Origin of the sequence: Sediminibacterium ginsengisoli, assembly GCF_900167075.1 — a bacterium.
GTDB lineage: Bacteria > Bacteroidota > Bacteroidia > Chitinophagales > Chitinophagaceae > Sediminibacterium > Sediminibacterium ginsengisoli.
This window is the reverse complement of the sequence record NZ_FUWH01000001.1, coordinates 534,049-547,145: the sequence shown is the minus strand read 5'-3', so window position 1 is coordinate 547,145 and position 13,097 is coordinate 534,049. Positions and strand designations below refer to the sequence as shown.

Sequence of the window (13,097 nt, the reverse complement as noted above, 5' to 3'; positions counted from 1 at the left end):
TGCTTATGAACGATCCTATAGCCGTTCATATTATGATTTCTTTGACTAACGGTAAACTTATGCTCAACGGATCAATACGCAGGTGCCTTTCCTGGACAGATTCCTGCCGGTATAATCCAATGCTTCTGCCATATACACATAAGTTCCGGATGGCTGTTTTACACCATCGAAAGTTCCGTCCCAGCCTTTGCCCAGCTCTGATGTACTGAACACCAGTTGTCCCCAGCGATTGTAGATCCGGAAATAGATCAGCTGACTGATTCCCGCGGTTAAAGGCCGGAGCAAATCGTTCCTGCCATCACCGTTTGGTGTAAACGCACTCGGGATAAATATTTCAGGGAGTGTTTTATAAACAGTTACTGTCAGCTCATCCTCTCCGTAACAGCCGTTCAGATCCGTTGCACGTACTTTGTATTTTATCAGGTCAGACTCTGAAGTAAGCACGGCTACAGGATTGGCAATACTTGCGTTGTTGAGTCCGTACGATGGCGTCCACAAAAAGCTCCTGCCTGTTGCCGATATGGCCCTGAGCTGCAGTGGCTGCTGGGGCACCACAGCCGTATCCCTTCCTGCATCTACCTGCACCGGTGGTATCACTGTTACTGTAACAGTATCATAAACAGGTTTCGGACAACCGGACAGATTGTCTGTTACCATGAAGATATAATCCGTGGTACGTACAGGTCCCGCTATCGGCGTAAGCGTATTACTGTTCGAAAGAGCCGATGCGGGGGACCACGCGAATGATGTACCCACATAATTCGCGCGAAGGCTGATGCGATCACCAAAACAGATCGTGGTATCTTTTGTGATAACAGAAGACACAGGATACGGCACTACCCGTACGTTGATCTGCGCCGTAGCCTGGCATTTCCCCAGGTTGGCTGTAACGCTGTAGGTTGTGCCGGTCAGCGGAAATGCAAGCGGAGATTTTGCCGTTGCGCTGCTGAGGGAAGCTGCCGGCGTCCAGTTATACCGGAGTGCATGACTTACCGGGTTCAGCCTGAACGTATCGGTTCTGCAGATAGTTGTATCCGGTGCCAGCTGTACTGTGATAAAATCCAGTACATTCACCGTTACCGTATCTGTTCCGATACAACCTGCATCGTTGACCGTTACAATATACTTCGTGGTGTCTTTCGGAAAAACGAGCGGCGATGAGGTATTCGGGAATAAAATATCCTTATTCGGCAACCACGAATAAACTCCATTCCCTGATGCAATGATCTGCAAAGTATCGATGCTGCAGATCAATGTGTCTTTGAAAGGCAGGCCAACGAATGGCTTATCACGCACTACCAGGTCTTTATGCAGGCTGTCCACACAACCTTTACTGCTGGTAGCCAGCAGCCGCACACTAGCAGTCTGCGATCGTTTGTATGTGTAGACCGCGTTGCGCAGATGCGAGGTATCTGCCTGCGTATCCGCATCCCCGAAATTCCAGGACCAGCTGTCTACAACGCCGTATCTGGTGGTGGTGGCATCAAGAAATCTGTATGGATTGATGATACAGCTTCCCGCGATATTAAAATCAACCTTAAACCCGGGGTATACCAATACGATCGTGCTGTCCTGCCCCTCGCATCCTTTTGGGCCTGTAACATATAACCTGGCCATAAAACGGCCGGTATCGCTGTATATATGGTTAACTGTTGCCAGACCGGAAGTGGCCGGAGATCCGGGATCGCCGAAATCCCACAAATAAGATTGTATTGCAGAAGAAAGCGACTGGTTCTCGAAATGAACGGAAAAATCATTGCATTGAACGATCTTATCCGGTAGCACGGCTTCTATCATATCGCAATTCCGTACCTGCAGGATAAAATCTTTACGGTGTTCCGTAAATGGTTTGCCATTCCGCCATTCCGTTATACATACATTCACTACATACTGGCCTTCAGCCGGCGCGATACCGCTGATGATACCCGTATGCGGATCTATGTTCACATCCGGCCCCAACGGAAAAGCCCCGCTGAAAGGAGCGCTATATGGTATCGGTATCAGGTTGAGTACGGATGCAGGCGGGAGATTATTGTTGTTATTACCGCCAGGGGATGTATACGCGTCGCACAGTGCGAAAGTGAGTGAATCATTATCCGGATCTATTGCCCCGAAATCAAGTGTGAACCTCCGGCCCGAACATACAAGTGAAGTATCTTTTACAAGAAACTGCGGACTGCTGTTGAACCCTGTGGGAAGCGTGCTGGTACCGGGGATCTTTGTAACATAATTGCTGCCTACCGAATTCGGCTGACTTAGCCCGGATATTCTGTCTACCCGGCAACAACCGATACGCGACAATGTATAACCAACTGTATTATCCGGCAATGTAACAACACTGCTGTATACCGCCATTTCGTAACATACATTTACATTTCCAACCAGACAGGGATAAGCGCTTGTGTTGAGTGATAATGTTGAAATGCCAGACTGCAGCGATAACGGCAATGTATTCACCAGCTGATCACTCGCATAAATGCCAACCGTAACCTGTTCATTCTGCAGCAAGGGACCGGTTGAAAAGCAATCGCGGAAAAGCCTTAATGTGATGCGGTAGGTTTTATTGCCTGTGCCCGACGACAGGTATTCATAAAATAATTCGCCTCCTGCTATATGCCTTGCGGCCGCGGGCAGGGAAAAGAGCAGTACAGTCATTATTATGAAGAATATATTCTTCATAAGCAGAATGGGGATCTACAAGCCGTTAATATATGCGAGCATATAATTGTTCAGTTCTGTGGTAGCTTCCCACATACTCATGTGGCCGCCGCCTTCAATAATATGAATATACGATTTTAATGGCAGCCTGGCTTGCTGCAGCACGTCTTTCATTGGTGCCGCCACATCTTCCGTTCCGATAATAAACAAAACAGGAACCCCTGCCTTGCTCAATACGGCTGTTCTGTCCGGCCTCTGCATCATGGCCATATAATACTGCTGCAGGGCAGGTGTTTTAAAAGCTGCTGCTCTCCTGATCAGCCCTTCGATCATTTCCGGGTGTGTACGTTTATATTTTTCGCCGAAAAGGTTCGGGATCGTATTGCGTAAAAACGACGCGCCTCCATACTGATCCATGATCTCTATGCCACGCAGCCTGTTTGCTTTTTTTTCTTCGTTATCTGCGAAAGCGGTTGAATGGATGAGCCCGAAACCGTCCAGCGCCAGCGGATATTTCTCGGCAAATGCCAGTGTGATATAACCTCCCATGCTATGTCCGAGCATCACACAGGATTCTACCTGTTCTTTTTCCAGCAAAGCCGCGACACATTCTGCATAATCATCAATAGAAACCGGCTGCCCGTTTTTTTCTCTTAATGGATCCGAAGCACCACTGCCGGGAAGATCGGGAATAATGAGCCGGAAATATTCTTTCAGGAAAAGCACCTGTTCATCCCAGATATGACAATCTTCTCCAAACCCGTGAAGCAGCACTACTGTTTTACCGGTGCCTGCCAGGTGGTAAACGATATTTGCGGATTGGTATGTGAACTGCTTTGTCATGCTTTTACAAAGCGCTTTTTTATGGCGCGGATCAATTGTATAACTATCAAAAACAAGGCCAGCAGTGATGCTGTCTTGTACAGGTAATCACCCCATTGTACGTAAAATGTCCGGGCCGATGTAACCGGAATATTATATTTTAACACGGCTGCCTGGTCCCAGGGCCTGGTTTCACGGATATTGCCTGCCGGATCTATAACAGCTGAAATTCCCGTATTGGCGCTGCGTGCAACCCACCTGCGGGTTTCAACGGCCCTTAATGCTGCATAACTGAGGTGCTGTTTATGCCCGGGTGTGTTACCCCACCAGCCGTCGTTGGTGATGATGGTGAGGATATTGGCGCCTTTTTGTACATAACCCGCCACATATTCGCCATAAATACTTTCATAACAAATGATCGGTGCGGTGATATAAGGATTACCGGGTGTGCGGAAAACGGCTGCAGAATCTGACCTTCCGTAACCACCGGCCGTTCCGCCGAATTTTTCGAATACCGGTGCAAGGAAATTGAGAAACGTTGGCAGGGACTCTACGCCGGGAACCAGTTTGCTTTTGGCATAAAATGACAATGGTGCTGATGCGTGGATGGAAACAGCTGCATTCCAGGCATCATAATAATTACCATCATTCGCTTTTCGTGCTGTTGGCGTGGATTTGGTGGTTCCGTAACTTTTATATGTTTCTATCCCGGTCAGCAATGTTGCCGCAGGATGCATTTCCATGAACGAAAAAACGGGTGCGTAGTATGGATTTGTTCTCGTATTCTCAACAAGATCTGCTGCAGTGAGTGCTGTTTCGGGCCATACAACAAGTCGTGTATTACTGTCGATTGCCTGGTTTGTCAATTGTAACAACAGTGATACCTGCTGCCCCGTTCCATTGCTCCCGATCCTGCCATAAGGATCGATATTGGGCTGAACGATGACCACATTACCTGCAGTTCTGTTTTCCGTTATCTGAGGTACTGCCAGGTAAGAAACAAGTATGGGAATAAACAACACGGCACAGGATACAATCATATTTTTGATCCTGCTTCCGCTGGAAGCGGGGTTCACCAGCAGGCGGTATAAACAGATATTGCCGAGCAGTACCCACAGGGTTCCTCCTGCTGCTCCTGTATATTCATACCATTGTACCCATTGGATCCGCGCAGCGAATACATTTCCCAGGTTCAGCCAGGGCCAGCTCAGCTGCCAGTTGAGATGTATGTATTCGAAAAGCATCCAGCATACAACCAGCGCTGCAGAAGCGATATTCCTGTTATATGTTTTCCTGAAAATATGATACCCCCACCAGGGTAAACACATCAGCAGGCTGTTGGTGATAATAGCTGCAATAGTGCCTATGTCCGTTGAATTCCAGATCCACCAGGTTGCGCCGGTATTCCAGACCAGCATTGTAATAAAGGCACAGGCAAAAAAATGATTGCGCCTGATACCACTATCCGCTACTATCAGCAACGGGATCCATGCTACAAATATCAGCGCTGTCAGCGGCGAGACCGGCCAGGCTGCAAAAAGCAGTAATCCCGATAAAGCTGCCAGTAATAGGGTATATGATCTTTTCAAAGCAATTTCATTTTCCGGCCTAAGTTCGGGAATTGTTTCTGAAGCTGCATGTGTTTGGCTTCGGAATCGCGGGGTTAACAAAAAGTTTTTGACGGTGTTGCACAGCAACGCCTGTTCCGGGCATAAAAAAGCCGGTCAGTACCGACCGGCTTCACCTATCCGAAGAAAAGTTATTTCCTTGTATAATTCGGCGCTTCTTTAGTGATATCGATATCGTGTGCATGGCTTTCTTTCATGCCGGCGTTTGATATTTTCACAAAAGTTGCCTGTTGCAGTGCCTTGATATTTTTAGCACCGCAATATCCCATACCTGCACGCAGACCACCTACATACTGGTAAACAATCTCGCTCAGGTTTCCTTTATACGCTACACGACCCTCAATTCCTTCGGGTACAAATTTCTTCACGTCGTCTTCCACATCCTGGAAATACCTGTCGCCGCTTCCCTGGCTCATGGCACCAAGGCTTCCCATGCCGCGGTATTCCTTGAATTTGCGGCCTTCATAAATGATCGTATCACCGGGACTTTCTTCCACGCCTGCGAAAACACTTCCCATCATAACGATGTTGGCTCCGGCCGCAAGTGCTTTTACCATATCTCCCGTGTAACGGATACCGCCATCTGCGATCACCGGAACGTTAGTGCCTTTCAGTGCATTGCTGGCTTCCATGATAGCGGTGAGCTGCGGAACACCTGCGCCTGCCACGATCCTGGTGGTACAGATCGAACCCGGTCCGATTCCCACTTTCACGCAGTCGGCTCCGGCTGCCGCCAGTGCTTTGGCTCCTGACGCCGTACCTACATTACCTGCAATGATCTGCAATCCCTTAAAGTTCTTACGCAGTGCTTTCAGCGCTTCGATCACGCCTTTGCTGTGCCCGTGAGCGCTGTCGAGCGTTACCACGTCCACACCTTCATGCTGCAGTGCTGCTGCCCTGTCCATAAGGTCGCGGGTAATGCCTAATGCTGCACCTACAAGCAAGCGGCCCAGCCCGTCCTTTACCCCGTTTGGATAATTATGTAATTGTATGATATCGCGGTAAGTGATCAGTCCTATCAGTTTACCCTGCCTGTTCACAACAGGTAATTTTTCAATTTTATACTGGCGTAAGATCTTCTCTGCTTTTTTCAGGTCTGTGCCTTCAGGGGCGATGATCAGGTTTTCGCTGGTCATCACTTCCTTCACTTTTTTTCTCTTGTCGGTTTCAAAACGCAGATCGCGGTTAGTGAGAATGCCTACCAGTTTGCGGTTGCTGTCTATAATGGGAATACCACCGATCCGGTTTTCCTTCATCAGTTTGAGGGCATCACCGATGGTAGCATCCACCAGCAGGGTTACAGGATCGATGATCATGCCGCTTTCGCTGCGTTTCACCTTCCGCACCTGGTCTGCCTGGCGCTCAATGCTCATGTTCTTGTGCAGGATGCCCAGTCCGCCTTCCCTTGCCAGGGCTATTGCCAGGCTGGCTTCGGTCACGGTGTCCATAGCTGCCGAGAGCATAGGCACATTTAAAGTGATGTTTTTGGTAAGCTGGGTGCGGATGTCTACTTCGCGGGGTAAAATCTCACTGTAAGCAGGCATTAATAACACATCATCGAATGTCAGGCCATCGCCGAATAACCTTGATTGTGCTGCCTTGTTGCTGGAAGAACTATTTCTTGTTGCCATGTGCAAAGATAAATCAATCGCCAAGTTCGCCCCAAAAGTTTTTAATAAAGTCCTGTTTTGCCTGCTGTTCCTACATTTGTGCGATGGCAAGTACGGCCCCTGCAGCAAATCATCCTTATTTCAACTGGCAATTCGGTTTACTGTGTATCAGTAATTTCCTGTTCGCGTCCAGTTACAGTATGATGATCCCTGAACTGCCGGGTTATCTTACCAGACTGGGCGGTGCGGAATACAAGGGACTGATCATTGCGCTTTTCACTTTAATGGCTGGCATTTCACGTCCTTTCAGCGGCAAGCTCACCGATACCGTTGGCCGTGTTCCGGTGATGGTATTCGGCTCGCTGGTTTGTGTGATCTGCAGTCTTTTATATCCTGTACTTACTTCTGTTGCAGGTTTTTTACTGCTCCGCTTTTTCCATGGTTTTTCTACCGGTTTCAAGCCTACCGCCACTTCTGCCTACGGTGCCGATGTAGTGCACGAATCGAGGCGCGGAGAAGCACTGGGTGCTTTGTCCATTGGTTATACCGTGGGCATGTCGCTCGGCCCGCTTGCCGGCAGTACGCTGGTGCAGTTATTCTCGTACAATGTCATGTTTTATGCTTCTTCGGCAGCGGCACTGGGGTCTGTTGTGATCCTGTACAATATCAGGGAAACACTACCTAACCCGCAACGGTTCTCGCCACGCATACTACAGATCAGCCGTAATGAGGTCTTTGAAAAAACAGCGGTAAAACCGGCCATTATCATGCTGCTGCTCGCCTTTTCTACCGGCTGTACGTTAACACTGGTGCCGGATCTTACAGAAGCCGTCGGTGGTCATAATAAGGGTTTGTTCTTCGGTTTTTACACAGCGGTCTCTTTACTGATGAGGATTGCCGCGGGCAAAAGCTCAGACAGAAAAGGCCGGATTGCCGTGCTCATTTATTCATCATTGGGCATGGCACTGGCGATGGCCTTGCTCGCATTTGCAAACTCACTGCCCGTTCTGCTGCTCAGCGCTGCCATATTCGGCTGCAGCTGGGGCATGAACGGCCCTACCATTGCTGCCTGGACCGTAGATCTCTGCCTGCCCGAAAACCGGGGCAGGGCTGTGGCATCCATGTATATTGCGCTGGAAGCCGGCATCGGTTCCGGTGCCTATTTTTCGGCGCTGATCTATGGCAACCGTCATGACCATTTTATGTATGCTTTCCTGCTTCCCGCAACACTGGCGCTGATCGCTTTCTGCTTATTGCTTAAATGGAATAAAAAAACACCAGGTTCCTTAATTTCGTAACCCATATCCGTATATCATGAAAAAGATCATTCTCGTAACAGGCGCTACATCAGGTTTCGGCAAAGCCATTGCTACCAGTTTTTGTAAAGCAGGCTGGAACTGTATCATTACCGGCAGAAGGGAAGACATCCTGGTACAGCTTGCCGGCGATCTGCAGGTAACTTACGGTGTGGATGTGATACCGCTTGTTTTTGATGTACGCGACAGGCATGCCGTTAACACAGCCATCAGCCAGCTGCCGGAAGAATGGCAGGCGATCGATGTGCTTGTTAACAACGCCGGCCTTGCCCTGGGCCGTGACAGTTTTGAAGTTGCGAACCTGGACGACTGGGATACCATGATCGACACCAACCTGAAGGGCCTGCTGTATGTAAGCAAAGCCGTATTACCTTACCTGGTGGAAAGAAAAAAAGGACATATCATCAATATCGGTTCCACTGCAGCCAAAGAAGTATACAAAGATGGCAATACGTATTGTGCCACCAAACATGCCGTTGATGCCATCAGCAAGGCCATGCGGATAGACCTGTTGCAACATAAAATAAAAGTGACTGCCATTCATCCCGGCGCAGCGGAAACGGAATTCTCTATCGTCCGGTTTAAAGGTGATGAAGAAAAAGCACGCCAGGTTTACGAAGGCTACCAGGCGCTGCAGGCACAGGATATTGCCGACATTGCATTATATGTAGCCAACCTGCCCGAACATGTATGCATCAACGATCTGGTTGTAACCTGTCTTGCGCAGGCCAACTCGATGTATGTTCAGAAATAGAATTGTATTTGAATAAGAAATCAGAGTCTGCTCCAGGCTCTGCCTGTTTCCAGGAATTCCTGCCAGATCTCAGACACTACGTCTGCCGCAGGTTTCACCTGGCTGATCAATGCGCTTACCTGACCGATCTCCAGTTCGCCGGCAGCCATATCGCCTTCGAACATGCCTTTTTTGGCGCGCCCGCGGCCGAGTAACTGCTGCAGCTCTTCGGCAGAAGCACCACGGCTTTCCGCCTCACTGACTTCTTTGAAAAATTCATTCTTCAGCAAGCGTACGGGAACTGTTTTTTTCATGCTCAGCTGGGTATCGCCTTCTTTTGCCTGTATAATGGCTTCCTTGAATGCTGCATGTGATGACGCTTCCGGTGTGCAGACAAACCGGCTTCCTACCTGAACACCGTCTGCGCCCAATGCCATTGCTGCCAGCATTTGTTTTCCTGTGGCAATTCCCCCGGCCGCAATAACCGGGATATCTACTGCATCGCGAACGGCAGGGATCAGCACCATGGTGGTGGTTTCTTCTCTTCCGTTATGTCCGCCTGCCTCAAAGCCTTCTGCCACTACCGCATCGCAACCGGCTGCTGCTGCTTTCGCTGCAAACAGGCTGCTGCTCACTACATGCACTACCGTTACCCCCTCATCTTTCAGCTGCTTTGTCCAGGTTTTGGGATTACCGGCACTGGTAAAAACAACCGGTACTTTTTCATCCGTGATCACTTTCATCAGTACTTCTATATCCGGGTATAACAAAGGCACGTTTACGCCAAACGGTCTGGAAGTAGCAGCCTTGCATTTCCGAATATGTTCCCTGAGCACTTCGGGGTACATGCTTCCGGCACCGAGCAGACCTAATCCGCCCGCATTACTTACCGCAGAAGCGAGCCGCCAGCCGCTGGCCCAGATCATACCCGCCTGTATAATGGGATATTTAACGCCGAATAACTGTGTAACCCGGTTTGAAAATTCCATACTGCTGGTTTGTGTCTTGAAATGAATGTAACGGCAATCAGTTATCCGAAATCTATCTCTGTATTGTCGCCGATGTTGAGGCTGCGGCTCAAACCTTTTACCGCCGCATCACTGCCGATCAGGGAATTATCGAGTACTACTTCATACAGGCTGGTGAACGAGCCGATAATGCTGTCGCGCACGATAGAATGTTTCACCGTTGTATTGGCACCAATGGCCACATGCGGACCAATAATAGAGTTGGAAATATCGCATCCCGGCGCAATGCTTACCGGGGGGATGATGATAGTATCCTTAAACCCGTGCGCTTCCGGATTTACGTTGCCGCCATGCTTTTTCAGCAGGGTTGCATTGCTTTCCAGCAGGGTTTCCTTGCGGCCGCAGTCGAACCAGTTCTTCACCTTGAAGGCCTGAACTTTCGCGCCGCGTTTGATCATACAGTCGAGCGCATCTGTCAGGTTATATTCACCATAACTTTTAATGTTCTGTGTGAACAGGGTATGCAGGCATTCGAAAAGGAAATTCGTTTCCTTGATCTTATACAAACCCACCAGCGCCATATTACTTTTCGGGATGGCCGGCTTCTCGATCAGCTGATCGATAAACCCGTCTTCGCCAATGGCGGCAACACCAAAATTGCGGGGATCATCTACCTTTTTAATACCGAGCATGCTGTAAGGACTGTTCACGACTTCTTTCACATCATATTCGCAGATGGTATCGCCCAGCGCAACAAACACTTCATCATCGCCCACAATATTTTTTGTAAGCTCGATGGCGTGCCCGGTACCCTGTCTTTCGTTCTGGTAAACAAAATGCGTTATCAGTTCAGGATAGGTCTGTTTAACATAGTCCTGTATTTTTTCACCGAGATAACCAACGATAAAAATGAATTCATTGATGCCGGCATCGTGAAGCTGGTCTACAATGAAACTGAGTATGGTTTTACCTGCGATAGGTATCAATGCCTTGGGCTGTGTATAAGTATGAGGCCTGAGTTTGGTTCCGGCCCCTGCAACGGGTATGATTGCTTTCATGTGTTGAGATTTTGCCTGGCTATCGGGGCCATGCATTTTCAATCAGGCCGAAAATAGGGAAAACTATTGAAACCGTGTATCACTTACATTATGCGGCGGCCTTCAGATGCAAAGGTGGCTAAATAATAGCGCTGTCACATGTAATTAACATTTATTTTTGCAGCAAATTCAAAACAATGCAAAGAGATACCCTTGTTTTTGACATCATCAGGCAGGAACTGGAAAGACAACGCCGTGGCATAGAACTGATCGCTTCTGAGAATTTTACCAGTCTGCAGGTAATGCAGGCGATGGGTAATGTGATGACGAATAAATATGCCGAAGGGTATCCCGGCCGCCGTTATTACGGTGGTTGTGAAATAGTGGATAAAACCGAGCAGCTGGCTATCGACAGGCTCAAGGAAATATTCGATGTGGAATATGCCAACGTACAGCCTCACAGCGGTGCGCAGGCCAATGCCGCTCTCATGCTGGCGATTCTCCAGCCCGGCGATGCGATCCTTGGTCTCGATCTGAGCATGGGCGGTCACCTTACCCATGGTTCAGCAGTAAACTTCAGCGGCAAGCTGTACCAGCCACATTTTTATGGGGTAAAGAAAGATGACGGCCTGGTAGATTATGAAATGCTGGAACAGAAAGCCAGGGAAGTAAAGCCTAAACTGATCATCTGCGGCGCCAGCGCTTACAGCCGCGACTGGGATTATGCAAGGATCAGGAAAGTGGCTGACGAAATCGGTGCTTTTGTAATGGCAGATATCGCGCATCCTGCGGGACTGATCGCCAAAGGACTTTTATCTTATCCTTTCGATCACTGTCATTTTGTAACTTCTACCACACATAAAACACTGCGCGGACCAAGAGGCGGTGTGATCATGATGAAAAAGGATTTCGAAAATCCTTTCGGGCTGAAAGATGTAAAGGGCAATCTGCGTATGATGAGCAACCTCATCGATATGGCTGTATTCCCTGGAACGCAGGGCGGGCCGCTGGAGCATGTGATCGCTGCAAAAGCCATCGCTTTCGGAGAGATCCTCACACCGGAATACCTTACTTACCAGCAGCAGGTGCAAAAGAATGCACAGGCTATGGCCAAAGCCTTTACAGACCGCGGCTACCAGATCATCAGCGGCGGAACAGACAATCACCTGATGCTGATCGACCTGCGCAACAAAAATATCAGCGGCAAGAAAGCCGAGCAGGTACTGGGACATGCAGATATTACTGCAAACAAGAACATGGTTCCTTATGACGATAAATCTGCATTCGTAACATCAGGTATCCGTTTTGGCGTTGCAGCCATTACCACGCGCGGCATGGTGGAAAAAGACATGGAATTTGTAGTAAATTCGATCGACACGGTGTTGATGAATGCAGACGACGAAGCATTGCACCACAGCGTTAAAAAGCAGGTAAATGAATTTATGGAGCAGTTTGTGCTTTACCCGGAAATGGGTTAAACGCTGATCCGATAACGGTCAATGGAAGGAACAGTAACATCGGGCTTAACAAGTTTTGTTGTTTACAGTCAAATGAATAACTTCATATTACACCATTGACCGTTCTTTTTTTCAAATACGGCAAACCATTTTTATGATACAACGCATACAAACAATCTGGTTACTGGCAGCTTCTGCCTGTGGTTTTATCACCCTGCAACTGCCTTTTTATATCGGCAGCATCGGCGCATTACCTGCAGAACGTTTTACGGCGCTGGGCAACCTGCCTTTGCTGATACTGACCATTGCAGCTGCGATTACGGGGTTTGTAGCGATCTTTCTTTATAAGAACAGGTCTTTGCAGCTGAAGCTGACCATTGCGGCTTTTGCAGTTGCCATCATCAATGTTGCATTGTTCTTCTCCAAAACGCAGACTTACAATACGGGCGGCATAGCACTTTCTTCGGTATTTGCTTTTGCAGCACCGGTCTTTTATGCACTTGCAATAAGAAATATTTACAGGGATCAGAAGCTCGTCAAAAGTCTTGACAGGCTGCGTTAAGTAACATCAAAACAGAATATCCGGCTATATTTTATGGATGCCATTCTTGATGGCATAAATTGCTATGCCTACCATATTCTTGGCTTTTGTTTTCTCCAGTATTCTTTCCCTGCATCCTTCAATGGTACGATGACTGATGCCCATTTTCTCTCCGATCTCCCTGGTGGAATATTGCCGGCAAATGAGTTTGATGATCTGAATTTCCTTGGGTTTAAAAACTACTGCTTTCATTGGGGTACAAATAAGAACAATAATAAGCATTATGTTTTTTCTCAAACACATGTTTTCTTTTGTCATACTTGCACC

At 48.3% G+C, this 13,097-nt stretch carries 11 protein-coding genes; 4 read left to right on the top strand and 7 right to left on the bottom strand.

Annotated features, from left to right (window positions below):
* Window positions 1–63: 63 nt before the first annotated feature.
* The 4 genes from B5D42_RS02520 to guaB form a co-directional block, all read right to left on the bottom strand.
* A complete protein-coding gene (locus B5D42_RS02520; protein WP_176112877.1) occupies window positions 64–2,655 on the bottom strand; it encodes a PKD domain-containing protein in 2,592 nt (863 codons plus the stop codon).
* Window positions 2,656–2,694: 39 nt separating this feature from the next.
* Window positions 2,695–3,501: an alpha/beta fold hydrolase gene (locus B5D42_RS02515; protein ID WP_078829841.1), complete on the bottom strand. Its 807-nt coding sequence runs from the start codon at window positions 3,499–3,501 to the stop codon at window positions 2,695–2,697.
* Window positions 3,498–5,069: an apolipoprotein N-acyltransferase gene (gene lnt / locus B5D42_RS02510; RefSeq protein ID WP_139366947.1), complete on the bottom strand. Its 1,572-nt coding sequence runs from the start codon at window positions 5,067–5,069 to the stop codon at window positions 3,498–3,500. Before lnt ends, B5D42_RS02515 begins: the two co-directional genes overlap by 4 nt.
* Before the next feature lie 170 nt (window positions 5,070–5,239).
* Entirely contained in the window at window positions 5,240–6,739 is a 1,500-nt protein-coding gene (gene guaB, locus B5D42_RS02505; protein WP_078829985.1) for an IMP dehydrogenase, read from the bottom strand.
* An 83-nt stretch (window positions 6,740–6,822) separates the two neighbouring features.
* Here guaB and B5D42_RS02500 point away from each other — a divergent pair, with 83 nt between their 5' ends.
* Both B5D42_RS02500 and B5D42_RS02495 read left to right on the top strand, forming a co-directional pair.
* Window positions 6,823–8,016, top strand: coding sequence for an MFS transporter (locus B5D42_RS02500; RefSeq protein WP_078829839.1), 1,194 nt, complete (start codon window positions 6,823–6,825; stop codon window positions 8,014–8,016).
* Between the two features lie 16 nt (window positions 8,017–8,032).
* Entirely contained in the window at window positions 8,033–8,788 is a 756-nt protein-coding gene (locus tag B5D42_RS02495; protein ID WP_078829838.1) for an SDR family NAD(P)-dependent oxidoreductase, read from the top strand.
* 20 nt (window positions 8,789–8,808) lie between these two features.
* Here the strand turns inward: B5D42_RS02495 and B5D42_RS02490 are convergent, their stop codons facing one another.
* Both B5D42_RS02490 and B5D42_RS02485 read right to left on the bottom strand, forming a co-directional pair.
* Entirely contained in the window at window positions 8,809–9,756 is a 948-nt protein-coding gene (locus B5D42_RS02490) for an NAD(P)H-dependent flavin oxidoreductase (protein WP_078829837.1), read from the bottom strand.
* A gap of 41 nt (window positions 9,757–9,797) precedes the next feature.
* A complete protein-coding gene (locus tag B5D42_RS02485) occupies window positions 9,798–10,793 on the bottom strand; it encodes a sugar phosphate nucleotidyltransferase (protein WP_078829836.1) in 996 nt (331 codons plus the stop codon).
* Window positions 10,794–10,969: 176 nt separating this feature from the next.
* On the opposite strand from B5D42_RS02485, the gene glyA reads away from it, so the two are divergent.
* Both glyA and B5D42_RS02475 read left to right on the top strand, forming a co-directional pair.
* The gene (gene glyA / locus B5D42_RS02480) at window positions 10,970–12,250 is read left to right on the top strand and encodes a serine hydroxymethyltransferase (RefSeq protein ID WP_078829835.1); all 1,281 of its coding nucleotides are present in this window, start codon (window positions 10,970–10,972) and stop codon (window positions 12,248–12,250) included.
* A gap of 133 nt (window positions 12,251–12,383) precedes the next feature.
* Window positions 12,384–12,791, top strand: a complete 408-nt coding sequence (locus B5D42_RS02475) for a DUF4293 domain-containing protein (protein ID WP_078829834.1) — start codon at window positions 12,384–12,386, stop codon at window positions 12,789–12,791.
* Window positions 12,792–12,815: 24 nt separating this feature from the next.
* On the opposite strand, the gene B5D42_RS02470 is transcribed toward B5D42_RS02475, so the two are convergent.
* A complete protein-coding gene (locus tag B5D42_RS02470; protein WP_176112876.1) occupies window positions 12,816–13,022 on the bottom strand; it encodes a response regulator transcription factor in 207 nt (68 codons plus the stop codon).
* Window positions 13,023–13,097 lie beyond the last annotated feature (75 nt).

What these genes read in the sequence shown, in the direction of transcription:
- B5D42_RS02520 (WP_176112877.1), bottom strand. Translation starts at nt 2,655, where the DNA reads ATGACTGTACTGCTCTTTTCCCTGCCCGCGGCCGCAAGGCATATAGCA.
- B5D42_RS02515 (WP_078829841.1), bottom strand. Translation starts at nt 3,501, where the DNA reads ATGACAAAGCAGTTCACATACCAATCCGCAAATATCGTTTACCACCTG.
- guaB (WP_078829985.1), bottom strand. Translation starts at nt 6,739, where the DNA reads ATGGCAACAAGAAATAGTTCTTCCAGCAACAAGGCAGCACAATCAAGG.
- B5D42_RS02500 (WP_078829839.1), top strand. Translation starts at nt 6,823, where the DNA reads ATGGCAAGTACGGCCCCTGCAGCAAATCATCCTTATTTCAACTGGCAA.
- B5D42_RS02495 (WP_078829838.1), top strand. Translation starts at nt 8,033, where the DNA reads ATGAAAAAGATCATTCTCGTAACAGGCGCTACATCAGGTTTCGGCAAA.
- B5D42_RS02490 (WP_078829837.1), bottom strand. Translation starts at nt 9,756, where the DNA reads ATGGAATTTTCAAACCGGGTTACACAGTTATTCGGCGTTAAATATCCC.
- B5D42_RS02485 (WP_078829836.1), bottom strand. Translation starts at nt 10,793, where the DNA reads ATGAAAGCAATCATACCCGTTGCAGGGGCCGGAACCAAACTCAGGCCT.
- glyA (WP_078829835.1), top strand. Translation starts at nt 10,970, where the DNA reads ATGCAAAGAGATACCCTTGTTTTTGACATCATCAGGCAGGAACTGGAA.
- B5D42_RS02475 (WP_078829834.1), top strand. Translation starts at nt 12,384, where the DNA reads ATGATACAACGCATACAAACAATCTGGTTACTGGCAGCTTCTGCCTGT.
- B5D42_RS02470 (WP_176112876.1), bottom strand. Translation starts at nt 13,022, where the DNA reads ATGAAAGCAGTAGTTTTTAAACCCAAGGAAATTCAGATCATCAAACTC.